Raw genomic sequence first — 14,639 nt, 5'->3', positions numbered from 1 at the left:
GCAAACCACTGTCGGCCGACCCGCAACGAGCGTAGCAGTCTATGGCTGCTCAGGGTTCGCGGCGAGGAACGGCGTGACAAATGAATGGATATGGCAGACGGAAAACGCGCAGGGCTACGGCACAGGCCGGAGGAACCGCGCATCACCCTCCGTGATGCCGTTGGCTGTAACAGGCCGGTCTCCGGGCTTGTGAGCGGGGCCATGAACACCCGGGACCGTGCGCCTTCCCGGGTCGAACACCCAGTGGCCCTGCGCGGCCTTGACTCACCTACCGTTGCGGGGGCAGCGCCGGATTCGCGCGCCTTGCGCGCCCACCGGCTTCCCTGTTTCACCCTGCCAGGCCATCGCCTGCAGAGCACCTGAAACAAGTCGCGAAGGTTAGAGGGTTGCACCCGGAGCGTCAATGAAAGGCGCTGAACTGGCCTGGATCAATGGCGCCTTTGACATCTTGTGCAACACTGACTTCAGTGATATCAAATAGCCATACCTCGGCTGTACTCGATCACAACTATAAGGGAGAGCAGCATGCAAGGCCTGATCATCAACAATGCGCGCCTGGAATTCCTGCGCCCCGCCCTGGAGCGCTGGGTCGATTGCATCGACCGCTTCAACCACACCCTCGGTGATGGCGATGCGCCCTACTGGCACGGTGCCCAAGCCAACCTCGGCCTGCTTTCGGCCGCCGCCTGGCAAGCCGAGCTGGTGACCCTGCAGCAGCATCAGAGCAAGAAGCAGCGCGATGACGGTGATCGTGAAGGTCGCTGCGACCTGTACATCGCCAACCGCGAAGAAGCCGCCTACCTGCAAGCCAGCCAGCGCTGGCCGAAAATTGCCAGGCTGGACCTGAACAATGCCCTGGCCGAAACCGTGTATGCCGCACGCCAGGTTGCCGCGCCCAGCCAGCTCAAGGTCGCCGCGCTGTTCGCCAGCCCCTGGAAAGCCGGCCAGCACGCCAGCCCCGAAGAACTACAGGACCTGGTCGACGACCTGCAAAAGCACAACGCCTGCGCCATTGCCTGGTACTTCCCCTACGCCTACCGCAAGCTGCACAACGAAGCCGGCCAGTACCACCCCGGGGTGGCGTTGCTGCTCAAGCAGGCCTGAACCAGGGAACCTCCCGCGCCTGATCCGCCTCTACTGGCAATAGCGGCCATCATCGCGAGGGAAACGACATGGGCATCAGCCGGATTGCACTGCTGCTGGCAGTGACTGCGGGATTAAGCGGGTGCGGCGAGAACGCGCGCCTGGAGGTCAGCGACGGGGTCGGCCCGTCGCCGCAATTGCCCGAACCCAACAAGACCCTGATTCCCACCGTCAACATCGCCCCGGCCATCGGCTGGCCCCGGGGTATGACGCCCAAGGCCGCGCCCGGCACTCAGGTGGCGGCCTTTGCCGAAGGCCTGGACCACCCGCGCTGGCTCTACGCCCTGCCCAATGGCGATATCCTGGTGGCCGAAACCAATGCCCCGCCCAAGCCCGATGACGGCAAGGGCATTCGCGGCTGGGTGATGGGCAAGGTCATGGACCGCGCCGGCGCCGGCGTCCCCAGCGCCAACCGCATCAGCCTGCTGCGCGACAGCGACCATGACGGCGTCGCGGAAACCCGCACGACCTTTATCGAAAACCTCAATTCTCCGTTTGGCATGGCCCTGGTTGGCAACGACTTCTACGTCGCCGACACCGATCGCCTGCTGCGCTTTCATTACGAATCCGGCGCCACCTCGATCAAGGGCCCGGGTACGCCGGTGGCTGATTTGCCGGGCGGCACACTGAACCATCACTGGACCAAGAACGTGATCGCCAGCCGTGACGGCAAGAAGCTCTACGTCACTGTCGGCTCCAACAGCAATGTCGGCGAGAACGGCATGGACCAGGAAAAAGGCCGTGCGGCGATCTGGGAAATCGACCCGGCCAGCGGCCAGCAGCGCATATTCGCCTCCGGCCTGCGCAACCCCAACGGCCTGGCCTGGGAACCCCATACCGGCCAGCTGTGGACCGCCGTCAACGAGCGCGACGAGATCGGCAGCGACCTGGTGCCCGACTACATTACCTCGGTCAAGGATGGCGGCTTCTACGGCTGGCCCTACAGCTACTACGGCCAGCACGTCGATCAGCGGGTCAACCCTTCTGATCCGAACCTGGTAGCCAGCGCCATTGCGCCGGACTATGCAGTGGGGCCGCACACGGCGTCGCTGGGCCTGACCTTTGCCGAGCAGGGCCTGCTACCGGCGCCTTTCGAGCAAGGCGCATTCATCGGCCAGCATGGCTCATGGAACCGCAAGCCGCACAGCGGCTACAAAGTGATCTTTGTGCCGTTCAGCACCGCAGGCAAACCTGCAGGCAAGCCAATTGACCTGCTGACCGGGTTCCTCAATGACGAGGGCAAGGCCATGGGCCGCCCGGTCGGGGTGATCAACGACCGGCGCGGAGGGTTGCTGGTGGCTGATGATGTGGGCAACAAGATCTGGCGGGTGAGCAAGGCCAAGTGACCTGGGGGCCGCTATGCGGCCCATCGCCGGCAAGGCCGGCTCCCACACAGATCACATGCACCAATACCCTGCGCCCTCTCAGCGCTTGCGGCACAGGGTCAAGCCATCGCCAATCGGCAGCATCGACAGGTCCACCCGCGGGTCATCCTTGAGTGTGAGGTTCAATGCCTGGATCGCCCGGGTGTCTTCGCTGTCCGGCGTTCCCTGCAGCACCCGCCCGCTCCACAAGGTGTTGTCGAACAGCACCAGCCCGCCAACCCGCAGCAAGCGCAGGGCCTGTTCCAGGTAGTGTGGATAGTTGGCCTTGTCGGCATCGATGAAGATCAGGTCGTAGCGCTCTGACGGCAGCGTCGCCAGGGTCTGCAGGGCGGGCGCCAGGCGTAGTTCAATGCGCTCGGCGACCCCGGCCTCCTGCCAGTAGCGCCAGGCCACGGCGTTGTAGCTGCCTTCAAGATCACAACAGAGCAACTGCCCGTGTTCCATGGCCTGGGCCATGCATAAGGCGCTGTAGCCGGTGAAGGTACCCACTTCAATCACCCGCTGCGCGCCGATCAGGCGTACCAGCAGTGCCAGCAGTTGCCCCTGCTCCGGTGCTACCTGCCAGCGCGCTTCGGGCATGGCCTGGGTTTCGGCACGCAAACGGGCAAGCAACGGCGTTTCGCGCAGCGACACGCTTTGCAGGTAGTGGTAGAGGGGGTCGTCGAGGTAGAGCGTCTGCGCGGTCATCATCTACCTCGCGAAGGTCAGGGGTTACGCGCCAGATGCGCTGGCTGCAGCACGCGCTTGGCATTCAGGTAGGTTTTTTGCCAGTAGCTGTTGGACAGGTAGTCCAGGCGCACCGTTCCGCCGGTGGCCGGGGCATGGACGAAGCGCCCCTCGCCGACATAGATGCCGGCATGGCTAACCTGCGAACCGCCATTGGTGGCAAAGAACACCAGGTCGCCGGACTGCAGGTCGGTGCGCTCGATGCTCGGCGCTCGGATGCCGATCATTTCCCGGGTCGAACGCGGCAGCGAAATACCGGCGGCATCGCGATAGACATAGCCAATCAGGCCGCTGCAATCGAAACCCGAATCCGGGGTGTTGCCGCCCCAGCGGTACGGCGTGCCAACCAGGCCCAGGGCGCGGAACAGCACGTCTTCGGCAACCGGGGAGAAATAGACTTGCGGGGCCATGACGGCAGGCTCGACCACTTTACGCGGGGCCGGGGCATGACTTGAGCATGCACCGAGCAGTGCTGCGAGGGAAAGTACAGCGAAGCGCGCCATCATCGCCATGGTCAGAACATCCTGTCTGAAGCCGCTTCGGCCAAGAGCCGAAAAGAGTTGAGAATTTAGATTAGACGCTTTCTGTAAACACGCACGGCGACGAGCTTTTCAGCTACGTCGCCGTGGTCAAACCTGTCGAAGGATCAGTTGCGCGAGAGGGTGGTCGCGGCCGGAGCCATGGCCAGTGCACGCTTGGCTTCGATGAAGGTCTTGCTCCAGTAGCGATCACCGAGCTTGTCGATGCGCACACCACCGCTGCGGCGGCTGCTGGAGTGGATGAACTGGTCGTCACCGAGGTAGATCCCGGCGTGACTGACGCGGCCGCGGCCATTGGTGCTGAAGAACAGCAGGTCGCCTGGCTTGAGGTTGTTACGGGCAACCAGCGGGGCCTTGACGTTGATCATTTCGCGGGTGGAGCGCGGCAGGTTGAGGCCAGCTTCTTCGCGGAACAGGTAGCCGATGAAGCCGCTGCAATCAAAGCCGGTGTTCTCGGAGGTACCGCCGAAACGGTAGCGGGTACCGATCAGCGACATGCCGCGCTCGAGAATGTTGTCGGCCAGGGCGGGCAGTTGGTAAGGCTTGCTGCTGGCGAAATCTTGCAGCTCTGCTTCGGTGTTCAGCTCTTCCTCGAACGTCGCCTGGACGGAGGACTTGGTCAAAACCTGAGCGGTAACCGGTTGCTGCTGAACCTGCTGCTGGGATACGGGACCGGTGGTCGCGCAACCAAAAAGCAGGGTCACGAGTGCGAGGGGCACGAGGGGTGCGAAGCGATTTAGCATGGGCACGACCGTGTCTGGGATTTAAAGAAGCCGAGACTATGCCTTCTATCGCATCGATTTGCAAATTCAATCGAAAAAAATGTGACTTTTATGTGCCGAGGCTCTAGCCCCTGCCTTACCAGCCCAAAGTTTCTTTCAAAAACGGGATGGTGAGTTTGCGCTGAGCCTGCAAAGAGGCCTGATCGAGGCGCTCGAGCAGGTCGAACAAAGCACTCATGCTGCGGGTACCACGCGTGAGGATGAAGTGCCCGACCTCATCGGTCAGGTGCAAACCACGGCGCGAAGCGCGCAGTTGCAGGGCGCGCAGCTTGTCTTCGTCCGACAGCGCACGCATCTGGAAGATCAGCGCCAGGGTCAGGCGCGACTTGAGGTCGGCGAGCTTGATCGGCAGTTCCCGGGGCGAGCTGGAGGCGGCGAGCAACAGGCGCCGGCCACTGTCGCGCAGGCGGTTGAAGAGGTGGAACATGGCCTCCTCCCACTCCGGCTTGCCGGCAATTACATGCAGGTCATCGAGGCACACCAGTTCGTACTGTTCGAGGTTGTCGAGCAGTTCGACGCCGCGGTCGAGCAATTGTGCCAGGGGCAGGTACACCGCCGGCTCACCCAGTTGCTCAAAGCGCAGGCAGGCGGCCTGCAGCAGGTGGGTACGGCCCACGCCTTGCTTGCCCCACAGGTAGATCAGGCTTTCGGTCCAGCCGGCGTCGGCTTCGCAGAGTCGCTCGACGTAGCCCAAAGCGGCGGCGTTGGCACCCGGATAGTAGTTGATGAAGGTGGCGTCATCACGCAGACGCACACCCAGGGGCAACTGGATCGGTTTCATGCTGGCTGGGCAGTTCCGGGGAACCGCAAGGGGCCTTTTGTGAAAAGTCTGCAAAGTTTATACCCGTGGCGCCAGTCGCACAATCGGCGCAGACCACAAGTAAAATCAAAGGCTTGCATTAGCGTCTAACGGCCAATGCAAGCCAGGTGCTATCAAGCTACAGATCCGGGTCGATTTCACCGCCGTAAATATCCGACTCTTTATACAGGTCGTGGACATGGCGCAGCAGCACCATGATCACGGCCGCCACCGGCAAGGCCAGCAATACGCCGGTAAAGCCGAACATTTCACCACCGGCGAGAATCGCGAAAATCACCGCCACCGGGTGCAGGCCGATACGATCGCCCACCAGCAACGGCGTCAGCACCATGCCTTCGAGCGCCTGACCGACCATGAACACTGCTGCAATCCCTAGCAATGGATAGGGGTCGCCACCAAACTGAAACAGCCCGGCAATCATCGCCGCGCCGATACCGATAATGAAACCCATGTACGGCACGATCGCCGCAAGGCCCGCCAGCAGGCCGATCAACAGGCCAAGCTCCAGGCCCACCAGCATCAGCCCCGAGGCATAGATGATGCCCAGGGCCAGCATCACCAGCAGCTGGCCACGGACGAAGGCGCCGAGCACCTCGTGACATTCCCCCGCGAGCGCCACCACCCGCTCCTCGCGCTGACGCGGCAGCAGGCTGCGGATTTTGGCCATCATCAGGTCCCAGTCGCGCAGCAGGTAGAAACTCACCACCGGGATCAACACCAGATTGGCCAGCCAGCCGAGCAGGGCCAGGCCCGAGGCGGTGGCCTGGGACAGGATGACCCCGACGATGTCGGTGGTCTGGCCCATGTGCTCGCTGATGGCCGCCTTGATCTTGTCGAACTTCCAGAAACCGTCGGCCAGACCCAGGCGCGCCTGTACCCAGGGCAGGGCCTGGTGCTGCAGCCAGTCGAGCATCTGCGGCGCCAGCTCGTACAGGCGCACCAGCTGCTTGGCCAGCATCGGCACCAGCACCAGCAGCAACAAGGTCAGCAACAAGGTGAACAGGGCGAAGACCACCACCACGCCCCAGGTGCGCGACAGGCCTGCGCGCTCCAGGCGGTCGACCAGCGGGTCGGCCAGGTAGGCCAGCAGGATGCCGACCAGAAAAGGCGAAAGAATCGGGTGCAGCCAGTAAAGCAAGGCGGCGCACAGTAGCGCCCCGCCTACCCATACCCAGCGACGTGTATCAGTCATGAACGGCTCCGGCCAGGTCAGGGGTTACCAACGAAAACGCAGCCCGTTGAAGGGTTGTGGGGCGGCGGCCTGGGTTGCCCCGGGATTGGCCGGATCGACGGCGGCAGGTGCCGCTGGCGCTTCGGGCGGCAGTTCCTGCAGTTTGGCCAGGCCCAGTTGCGCGCGCAGCTGATCGCTATTGCCGGTGACCTGGTAGGTCAGGGTGTCGCCCTGCACCACCTTGAGTCGCGCACCATAAGGTTCGAGCACCCGGCCCAGTTCGGCATAACGCTCCAGGGTCATGCCCTGGACCTGCACCTGCATTTCGCTGCTGGCGCCTGGACGGGCGACGAAACGCGGGGCCAGGCGACTGCTGACGGCAAGCATCACCGCATCGGCCAGGGCAGCCTGGTCAGCAGCCTCGACAGTGCCCTGCTCGCGCTGGTCACCCAGCCACAGGCGCCATTTGCCCTGCCACTTGCCATCGGCTTCGCTGGCGTGCACCGCCAGCAAGGCATCGGCGCCATAGCGCTCGGAGGCCTCACGCAGCGGCGCCGGGTCAGTGCCTTCAAGGTTCTTGCCGGTCGCCACCAGTTGCTCCTGCAAGTCTGCCAATGGCAGCCGCAATGGCAGCCCACGGTGCTGGGCTGCACGGCGCAGCGGTTCGGCGCTGCCCTGGCCGTCGCCGACCAGGCTCGAGCCCTCGGTGCTGTCGTTCAACCACCAGCCGAGGATCGACGGCCGGTTGTTGCCCCACAGGGCCAGGCCGGCCTGGCGCAAGGCGCGCTCGGTGCTGCCGGGATCGAAGTCGACCAGCACGGTTTCCGGCGGACCGGCCTCGAAACCGAACTGGCTGATGATCTGTTGCGGGTCTTTACGCAGCGCAGCCAGGCCCGGGCTTTGCGCGGCCTTGGCATCGCCGGTCAGGCGCAGCACCAGGGTCTCGAGGGCTTTTCCGGTGGCCTGGGTACGGGCTTCGGCGCCCTGGCCGTTGACCGGCTCGCGGACCTGATACAGGCCGGAGAGGGTTTCGGCCTGAGCCGAGAGGCCGAACAGGGCCAGACAGCCGGCGGCCAGGTAGTTACGCAAACGCATGGAGGATTCCTGTCCTGGTAATAAAGAAGCGAGGGCGACAAAAACGGACGCAGCTCAGACCGCAGCACCCGGTAAAACATTCAACCGCTGGCGGTAAATTCTGCCCATCGCCTTTGCTATACCTTATACAGCCTGCGCCGTGGCAACCAGTCGCGCACTGTTAAAGCGTATTTTTCGCAAGAATAAAGGCTCTGCCCGTCGGCCTGAGGATGGCCGCTACCGGGCAACCCTGATAAAATCGCGCGCCTTCGCAGACCGGCGACGGTCAGGCAGCCGGATTCCCTCCGCCTTGCCTGGCAGGTCACGGTCGATTCCCCTGAATCCCTCCCCCCTAAAGGCCTGGATCATGAGCAAGCAACCCTCCCTGAGCTACAAGGACGCCGGTGTAGACATCGACGCCGGTGAAGCATTGGTCGAACGCATCAAAGGCGTTGCCAAGCGCACGGCGCGCCCGGAAGTCATGGGCGGCCTGGGCGGTTTTGGCGCCCTCTGCGAGATCCCGGCCGGCTACAAGCAGCCGGTTCTGGTCTCCGGCACCGACGGCGTCGGCACCAAGCTGCGCCTGGCACTGAACCTGAACAAGCACGACAGCATCGGCCAGGACCTGGTCGCCATGTGCGTCAACGACCTGGTGGTCTGCGGTGCCGAGCCGCTGTTCTTCCTCGACTACTACGCCACTGGCAAACTCAATGTCGACGTTGCCGCCACCGTGGTTACCGGTATCGGCGCTGGCTGCGAACTGGCCGGCTGCTCCCTGGTTGGCGGTGAAACCGCTGAAATGCCAGGCATGTACGAAGGCGAAGACTACGACCTGGCCGGCTTCTGCGTCGGTGTGGTGGAAAAAGCCGAAATCATCGACGGCTCCAAGGTTGCCACCGGTGATGCGCTGATCGCCCTGCCATCGTCCGGCCCACACTCCAACGGCTACTCGCTGATCCGCAAGATCATCGAAGTCTCCGGTGCCGACATCGAAACCGTGCAGCTCGACGGCAAGCCGCTGACCGAACTGCTGATGGCCCCGACCCGCATCTACGTCAAGCCACTGCTCAAGCTGATCAAGGACACCGGCGCGGTCAAGGCCATGGCCCACATCACCGGTGGCGGCCTGCTCGACAACATCCCGCGGGTACTGCCAAAAGGCGCCCAGGCCGTGGTTGACGTGGCCAGCTGGGAGCGCCCGGCGGTGTTCAACTGGTTGCAGCAGCAAGGCAACGTCGACGAGCACGAAATGCACCGTGTCCTCAACTGCGGCGTCGGCATGGTCATCTGCGTCGCCCAGGACCAGGTCGATAGCGCCCTGAAGGTCCTGCGTGAAGCTGGCGAGCAGCCATGGGTCATCGGCCAGATCGGCGTCGCCGCCGAAGGCGCTGCCCAGGTCGAGCTGAAGAACGTCAAGGCACACTGATGCCGAGCAAGACCTGTGATGTCGTGGTGCTGTTGTCCGGCACCGGCAGCAACCTGCAAGCGTTGATCGACAGCACCCGCACCGGCGACAGCCCGGTGCGGATCTGCGCGGTCATCTCCAACCGCGCCGACGCCTATGGCCTGCAGCGTGCCAAAGACGCCGGTATCGCCACCGCCGTGCTCGACCACAAGGCCTTCGACGGCCGCGAGGCGTTCGACACGGCGCTAGTCGAGCTGATCGATGGCTACCAGCCGCAGCTGGTGGTGCTGGCCGGTTTCATGCGCATCCTCAGTGCCGGTTTCGTCCGTCACTACCAGGGCCGCCTGCTGAACATCCACCCTTCCCTGCTGCCCAAGTACAAAGGCCTGCACACTCATCAACGGGCGCTGGAAGCCGGTGATGCCGAGCATGGCTGCAGCGTGCACTTCGTCACCGAGGAACTCGACGGCGGGCCGCTGGTCGTACAGGCAGTAATACCGGTAGAGTTGGATGACACGCCAGAACGTCTGGCACAGCGGGTTCACAGCCAGGAACACCTGATCTATCCGCTGGCGGTGCGCTGGTTTGCCGAAGGCCGTTTGCGCCTGGGCGAACACGGTGCTCTACTGGATGGCCAGCCTCTGGCGGCCAGCGGCCACTTGATTCGACCCTAGGAGAAATTATGCGTCGCGCCCTGCTCTTCGCTCTCGCCGTGCTCGCGTTGCCGTTGCAGGCAGCCGATCTGAAGCCTTTCTCGGCCAGCTACACCGCCGACTGGAAGCAGTTGCCCATGAGCGGCACTGCCGAGCGCAGCCTGGAAAAGAACGCCAACGGTACCTGGAACCTCAATTTCAAGGCGTCGATGATGATCGCCAGCCTGATTGAGCAAAGTACCCTGACTCTGGACAAGGACACCCTGCTGCCAAAGACCTACCACTTCGAACGTGGCGGCCTGGGCAAAGCCAAGAAAGTTGACCTGGACTTCGACTGGACGACCAAGAAGATCACCGGTACTGACCGCGGCGACGCGATCAACCTGCCCCTCAACCGCGGCGTGCTGGACAAGTCCACCTATCAACTGGCCCTGCAGCATGACGTGGCAGCGGGCAAGAAGAGCGTGAGCTACCAGGTGGTCGATGGCGACGAGATCGATACCTACGACTTCCGCGTCCTGGGCACCGAAAAAGTCACCACCAAGACTGGCCAGGTCGATGCCATCAAGGTCGAGCGCGTGCGCGACCCGAGCCAGAGCAAGCGCATCACCGAGCTGTGGTTCGCCAAGGACTGGGATTACCTGCTGGTGCAACTGCGCCAGGTCGAGACCGACGGCAAGGAGTACGTGATCGTGCTGCAGGACGGCACGGTCGATGGCAAGGCGGTCAAGGGCAACTGATAGCCTGACTGCTGGTAACACCCGAAACCCCGCCAAGTGCGGGGTTTCTTTTTACACCCTTGGTAGGAGCGCGCTGCTACCGACATGAAAGATGTTTCATGCGCCAGTCATTTACTTAGCCTGCTAACAAATTCTATAAAAGAGACCTGCGACACGGTGCCGCAGTTAACTGAAAGTGGAGTTTGCAGATGACTGTCAAAGTAACTGAGCGCGACGAAAGCAAAATGTCTCACGAAGGCCTGGCTGCAGGCGTGCGCATCTGGGATGTGCATCAGCAGGGCGAGCTGGTCGGCATGTTCCACAATGAACATGAGGCCCACAGCTACCGCATCGAGCTGGAATACCTCGAGACCAGACGGCAACAGCAATAACCCCTCCAGAAAAAACAAACCCCGCCGAAGCGGGGTTTGTCGTCATTACCACATCAGATCGTCAGGGATCACGTAGGCCGCGTACGGATCGTCGGCATCCGGCTCTTCAACCTGGGTGTTGAGCAGGACGATACGCTGCGGGTCGCGCTCCTGGATCTTCAGCGCCGCCTCACGGGGGATCACCTCGTAACCGCCTCCATGGGCAACGATGGCCAGCGAACCACTGCTCAGCTTGCTGCGCATCAGGGCGTTGACCGACAGGCGCTTGACCTTCTTGTCGTCGACGAAGTTGTAGTAGTCCTCGGTGGTCAGCTTGGGCAGGCGCGAGACCTCGATCAATTGCTTGACCTGGGCGGCGCGGGCCTTCTGCTCGGCCTTCTCCTGCTGCTGGCGGTTGAGCTCCTGGTCGCGCTTGGCCTTCTCGGCCATGGCTTCCTTGGCCAGCCGCTGCTGGGTATCGTCGACCTCGACCTGGCCTTTGTGCTCCAGGCGCTTTTGTTTCTTCTGTTCTTTACTGACCTGCTTGACCTGTTTCTGGTTGACCAGACCGGCCTTGAGCAATTGGTCGCGAAGGGAAAGGCTCATCGTTCACTCACTTATGCAACAGCTCAGCCGCAGCTGGGCAGGTTCTTTTCCTGACGTTTGGCTTCGCCCCAGAGCGCATCCATGTCTTCGAGGGTGCAATCTTCAATCGGACGGCCTATGTCGCGCAATGCCTGTTCGATAAAACGGAAACGTCGCTCAAACTTTCTGTTGGCCCCGCGCAGGGCGTTTTCCGGGTCGACCTTCAGGTGCCGGGCCAGATTCACTGCGGCAAACAGCAGGTCACCGAGCTCGTCAGCCAGGGCCACGCTGTCATCGTCGGCCATGGCCTGGAGCACTTCATCGAGCTCTTCGCGGACCTTGTCCAGCACCGGCAAGGCATCCGGCCAGTCGAAACCGACCCGGGCCGCGCGCTTTTGCAGTTTGGCCGCCCGCGACAAGGCCGGCAACGCTGCCGGCACATCATCGAGCAACGACAACTGCTCGGGCTCGCCCTTCTCGGCGCGCTCCTGGGCCTTGATCTCGTCCCAGCGCTGCTTGACCTGGGTTTCGTCGAGCTTGGGTGTGTCGAGCGCGGCGTAGAGCTCGCCGGTGGGGAACACATGCGGGTGACGGCGGATCAGCTTGCGGGTGATGCTGTCGACCACGCCGTCGAATTCGAAACGGCCTTCTTCGCGCGCCAACTGGCTGTAGTAAACCACCTGGAACAGCAGGTCACCGAGTTCGCCCTGCAAGTGCTCGAAGTCGCTGCGCTCGATGGCGTCGGCGACTTCGTAGGCTTCTTCGAGGGTGTAGGGGACGATGGTCGCGTAGGTCTGCTTGAGGTCCCACGGGCAGCCATACTGCGGGTCGCGCAGGCGGGCCATGAGGTGGAGCAGGTCGTCTAGGATGTACATCAAAAGGCTCTCTCAGGTCTGGCCTCATCGCTGGCAAGCCAGCTCCCACAGGATCGGAGCAACCTGTTTCCTGTGGGAGCCGGCTTGCCGGCGATAGGGCCTCAAGGCGTACGGTTACGCCGCGTCTCGATGATGTTCGGCAGTTGCGAAATCCGCCCCAGCAAGCGCCCGAGGGCATCCAGGCCAGGAATCTCGATGGTCAGCGACATCAATGCGGTGTTGTCTTCCTTGTTCGAGCGGGTGTTGACCGCCAGCACGTTGATCCGCTCGTTGAGCAAGACCTGGGAGACGTCTCGCAGCAAGCCCGGACGGTCGTAGGCACGGATGATGATATCCACCGGATAGGTCTGTACCGGCACCGGGCCCCAGCTGACCTGGATGATCCGCTCCGGCTCGCGCCCGGCCAGTTGCAGCACCGAGGCGCAGTCCTGGCGGTGGATGGTGACGCCGCGGCCCTGGGTGATGTAACCGACGATCGCATCGCCCGGCAGCGGCTGGCAGCAACCGGCCATCTGCGTGAGCAGGTTGCCGACGCCCTGGATCTGAATGTCGCCACGCTTGCCCGGCTTGTAGCCGGTAGCCTTGCGCGGTACCAACTCGACATGATCGCTGCGCTCCGGCTCCACCAGTTGCTGCGCGGCGTTGACCAGATGCGCCAGGCGCAGGTCACCGGCACCCAGCGAGGCGAACATGTCCTCGGCAGCGCGCAGGTTGGCTTTTTCCGCCAGGCGTTCGAAGTCGACCTGCGGCAAGCCCAGGCGGTTGAGTTCGCGTTCGAGCAGGGTCTTGCCGGCGGCGACGTTCTGGTCGCGAGCCTGCAGCTTGAACCAGTGGACGATCTTCGCCCGCGCCCGCGAGGTGGTGACGTAGCCCAGGTTCGAGTTCAGCCAGTCGCGGCTGGGGTTGCCGTGCTTGCTGGTGATGATCTCGACCTGCTCACCGGTCTGCAGGCTGTAGTTGAGCGGCACGATACGGCCGTTGATCTTCGCCCCGCGGCAGTTGTGGCCGATCTCGGTGTGCACCCGGTAGGCGAAGTCCAGCGGCGTGGCGCCCTTGGGCAGGTCGATGGCGTGACCATCCGGGGTGAACACATAGACCCGGTCCGGCTCGATATCGACCCGCAGCTGTTCGGCCAGGCCACCGATATCGCCCAGCTCTTCGTGCCATTCCAGCACCTGGCGCAACCAGGAGATTTTCTCTTCGTAGTGGTTAGAGCTGGATTTGACGTCGGTGCCCTTGTAGCGCCAGTGCGCGCAGACGCCGAGCTCGGCCTCTTCGTGCATGGCGTGGGTGCGGATCTGCACCTCGAGGACCTTGCCCTCCGGACCGATCACCGCCGTGTGCAACGAGCGGTAGCCGTTTTCCTTGGGGTTGGCGATGTAGTCGTCGAACTCTTTGGGGATATGCCGCCACAGGGTGTGCACGATGCCCAGCGCGGTGTAGCAGTCGCGCATTTCCGGGACCAGCACGCGCACCGCGCGCACGTCGTAGATCTGGCTGAATTCCAGACCCTTGCGCTGCATTTTGCGCCAGATCGAATAGATGTGCTTGGCCCGACCGCTGATGTCGGCGTTGACCCCGGTGGCCAGCAGCTCGTTCTGCAGCTGGTTCATCACGTCGCTGATGAAGCGCTCGCGGTCCAGCCGGCGCTCGTGCAGAAGCTTGGCGATCTGCTTGTACTGATCGGGTTCGAGGTAGCGGAAGGACAGGTCTTCCAGCTCCCACTTGATATGACCGATGCCCAGGCGGTGGGCCAGCGGCGCATAGATATCGAACACTTCGCGGGCGACGCGGTTGCGTTTCTCGTCGTCGGCGCCCTTGACCGCGCGAATCGCGCAGGTGCGTTCGGCCAGCTTGATCAGCGCCACACGGACGTCGTCAACCATGGCCACGAGCATCTTGCGCAGGTTCTCGACCTGCGCCTGCGAGCCCAGCACCAGCGACTGGCGCGGGCTGAGGCTGGCGCTGATGGCGGCCATGCGCAGCACGCCGTCGATCAGCTTGGAGACTACCGGGCCAAAGCGCTGGCCGACTTCAGCCAGGGTCACCTTGCCTTCGCGTACGGCGCGGTAGATGACCGCGGCGACCAGCGAGTCCTGGTCGAGCTTGAGGTCGGCAAGGATTTCGGCGATTTCCAGGCCGGCCTGGAAACTCGACGTACCATCGGCCCAGGAATGCTTGGCCGGGTTGCCCTTCTTCTCGATGTCCTGGGCGAACTCGCAAGCGGCCTTGAGGGCCTCCCGGTCCAGCGCCAGGTCGACGCTCACCACATGATCCAGCCATGCTTCGAGATTGATACTGCCGTCGGTGTTGACCGGCTGGTGCACTCTCACCTGTACCATCTTTGTTTACCTTTCCCTACAGCGCATTCGCGATGCGCTTGAAATCACT

At 63.1% G+C, this 14,639-nt stretch carries 15 protein-coding genes and 1 riboswitch; of the genes, 6 read left to right on the top strand and 9 right to left on the bottom strand.

Translation table 11 applies throughout. The annotated features are described in order from the left end of the window. Nucleotides 1–155 precede the first annotated feature (155 nt). Nucleotides 156–378: riboswitch (cobalamin riboswitch) on the bottom strand. Nucleotides 379–525: 147 nt separating this feature from the next. Both ABM562_RS18275 and ABM562_RS18270 read left to right on the top strand, forming a co-directional pair. After that, the gene (locus ABM562_RS18275) at nt 526–1,104 is read left to right on the top strand and encodes a hypothetical protein (protein WP_460422876.1); all 579 of its coding nucleotides are present in this window, start codon (nt 526–528) and stop codon (nt 1,102–1,104) included. 68 nt (nt 1,105–1,172) lie between these two features. After that, nucleotides 1,173–2,489 (top strand): PQQ-dependent sugar dehydrogenase, encoded by a 1,317-nt coding sequence (locus ABM562_RS18270; protein WP_460422875.1) that lies wholly within the window; start codon nt 1,173–1,175, stop codon nt 2,487–2,489. A gap of 78 nt (nt 2,490–2,567) precedes the next feature. Here the strand turns inward: ABM562_RS18270 and ABM562_RS18265 are convergent, their stop codons facing one another. The 6 genes from ABM562_RS18265 to ABM562_RS18240 all read right to left on the bottom strand — a co-directional run bounded on the left by ABM562_RS18265 (nt 2,568) and on the right by ABM562_RS18240 (nt 7,661). Continuing rightward, nucleotides 2,568–3,215 (bottom strand): O-methyltransferase, encoded by a 648-nt coding sequence (locus ABM562_RS18265; RefSeq protein ID WP_233674815.1) that lies wholly within the window; start codon nt 3,213–3,215, stop codon nt 2,568–2,570. A 17-nt stretch (nt 3,216–3,232) separates the two neighbouring features. Further along, nucleotides 3,233–3,766 (bottom strand): C40 family peptidase, encoded by a 534-nt coding sequence (locus ABM562_RS18260; RefSeq protein ID WP_115085741.1) that lies wholly within the window; start codon nt 3,764–3,766, stop codon nt 3,233–3,235. 134 nt (nt 3,767–3,900) lie between these two features. Beyond that, a complete protein-coding gene (locus ABM562_RS18255; protein ID WP_115085740.1) occupies nt 3,901–4,536 on the bottom strand; it encodes a C40 family peptidase in 636 nt (211 codons plus the stop codon). Between the two features lie 115 nt (nt 4,537–4,651). Continuing rightward, complete coding sequence (gene hda, locus ABM562_RS18250) at nt 4,652–5,356, bottom strand: DnaA regulatory inactivator Hda (RefSeq protein ID WP_010220358.1); 705 nt, start codon at nt 5,354–5,356, stop codon at nt 4,652–4,654. 157 nt (nt 5,357–5,513) lie between these two features. Then, on the bottom strand, nt 5,514–6,587 hold the full coding sequence (locus ABM562_RS18245; RefSeq protein ID WP_115085739.1) for an AI-2E family transporter: 1,074 nt from the start codon (nt 6,585–6,587) through the stop codon (nt 5,514–5,516). Between the two features lie 24 nt (nt 6,588–6,611). Next, complete coding sequence (locus tag ABM562_RS18240; RefSeq protein WP_134061587.1) at nt 6,612–7,661, bottom strand: DUF2066 domain-containing protein; 1,050 nt, start codon at nt 7,659–7,661, stop codon at nt 6,612–6,614. Nucleotides 7,662–8,007: 346 nt separating this feature from the next. Here ABM562_RS18240 and purM point away from each other — a divergent pair, with 346 nt between their 5' ends. The 4 genes from purM (at nt 8,008) to ABM562_RS18220 (ending at nt 10,809) form a co-directional block, all read left to right on the top strand. Further along, entirely contained in the window at nt 8,008–9,066 is a 1,059-nt protein-coding gene (gene purM / locus ABM562_RS18235; RefSeq protein ID WP_134061586.1) for a phosphoribosylformylglycinamidine cyclo-ligase, read from the top strand. Further along, complete coding sequence (purN, locus tag ABM562_RS18230) at nt 9,066–9,719, top strand: phosphoribosylglycinamide formyltransferase (RefSeq protein WP_115085736.1); 654 nt, start codon at nt 9,066–9,068, stop codon at nt 9,717–9,719. Before purM ends, purN begins: the two co-directional genes overlap by 1 nt. An 8-nt stretch (nt 9,720–9,727) precedes the next feature. Beyond that, a complete protein-coding gene (locus ABM562_RS18225; RefSeq protein ID WP_115085735.1) occupies nt 9,728–10,438 on the top strand; it encodes a DUF3108 domain-containing protein in 711 nt (236 codons plus the stop codon). A 188-nt stretch (nt 10,439–10,626) separates the two neighbouring features. Next, complete coding sequence (locus tag ABM562_RS18220; RefSeq protein WP_010220364.1) at nt 10,627–10,809, top strand: hypothetical protein; 183 nt, start codon at nt 10,627–10,629, stop codon at nt 10,807–10,809. Nucleotides 10,810–10,854: 45 nt separating this feature from the next. Here the strand turns inward: ABM562_RS18220 and ABM562_RS18215 are convergent, their stop codons facing one another. From ABM562_RS18215 to relA, 3 genes are all read right to left on the bottom strand, one after another. After that, complete coding sequence (locus ABM562_RS18215) at nt 10,855–11,394, bottom strand: DUF2058 domain-containing protein (RefSeq protein ID WP_115085734.1); 540 nt, start codon at nt 11,392–11,394, stop codon at nt 10,855–10,857. A 23-nt stretch (nt 11,395–11,417) separates the two neighbouring features. Beyond that, on the bottom strand, nt 11,418–12,248 hold the full coding sequence (gene mazG / locus ABM562_RS18210; RefSeq protein WP_460422870.1) for a nucleoside triphosphate pyrophosphohydrolase: 831 nt from the start codon (nt 12,246–12,248) through the stop codon (nt 11,418–11,420). Nucleotides 12,249–12,349: 101 nt separating this feature from the next. Further along, on the bottom strand, nt 12,350–14,590 hold the full coding sequence (gene relA / locus ABM562_RS18205) for a GTP diphosphokinase (protein ID WP_115085732.1): 2,241 nt from the start codon (nt 14,588–14,590) through the stop codon (nt 12,350–12,352). Nucleotides 14,591–14,639 lie beyond the last annotated feature (49 nt).

The organism is Pseudomonas sp. ZL2 (assembly GCF_054788455.1).
Note: the sequence above shows the minus strand (reverse complement) of the source record. Positions and strands in the feature narration are given on the sequence as shown.

Coding starts and splice junctions, on each gene's coding strand:
- ABM562_RS18275 (WP_460422876.1), top strand. CDS start 526: ATGCAAGGCCTGATCATCAACAATGCGCGCCTGGAATTCCTGCGCCCC.
- ABM562_RS18270 (WP_460422875.1), top strand. CDS start 1,173: ATGGGCATCAGCCGGATTGCACTGCTGCTGGCAGTGACTGCGGGATTA.
- ABM562_RS18265 (WP_233674815.1), bottom strand. CDS start 3,215: ATGACCGCGCAGACGCTCTACCTCGACGACCCCCTCTACCACTACCTG.
- ABM562_RS18260 (WP_115085741.1), bottom strand. CDS start 3,766: ATGGCGATGATGGCGCGCTTCGCTGTACTTTCCCTCGCAGCACTGCTC.
- ABM562_RS18255 (WP_115085740.1), bottom strand. CDS start 4,536: ATGCTAAATCGCTTCGCACCCCTCGTGCCCCTCGCACTCGTGACCCTG.
- hda (WP_010220358.1), bottom strand. CDS start 5,356: ATGAAACCGATCCAGTTGCCCCTGGGTGTGCGTCTGCGTGATGACGCC.
- ABM562_RS18245 (WP_115085739.1), bottom strand. CDS start 6,587: ATGACTGATACACGTCGCTGGGTATGGGTAGGCGGGGCGCTACTGTGC.
- ABM562_RS18240 (WP_134061587.1), bottom strand. CDS start 7,661: ATGCGTTTGCGTAACTACCTGGCCGCCGGCTGTCTGGCCCTGTTCGGC.
- purM (WP_134061586.1), top strand. CDS start 8,008: ATGAGCAAGCAACCCTCCCTGAGCTACAAGGACGCCGGTGTAGACATC.
- purN (WP_115085736.1), top strand. CDS start 9,066: ATGCCGAGCAAGACCTGTGATGTCGTGGTGCTGTTGTCCGGCACCGGC.
- ABM562_RS18225 (WP_115085735.1), top strand. CDS start 9,728: ATGCGTCGCGCCCTGCTCTTCGCTCTCGCCGTGCTCGCGTTGCCGTTG.
- ABM562_RS18220 (WP_010220364.1), top strand. CDS start 10,627: ATGACTGTCAAAGTAACTGAGCGCGACGAAAGCAAAATGTCTCACGAA.
- ABM562_RS18215 (WP_115085734.1), bottom strand. CDS start 11,394: ATGAGCCTTTCCCTTCGCGACCAATTGCTCAAGGCCGGTCTGGTCAAC.
- mazG (WP_460422870.1), bottom strand. CDS start 12,248: ATGTACATCCTAGACGACCTGCTCCACCTCATGGCCCGCCTGCGCGAC.
- relA (WP_115085732.1), bottom strand. CDS start 14,590: ATGGTACAGGTGAGAGTGCACCAGCCGGTCAACACCGACGGCAGTATC.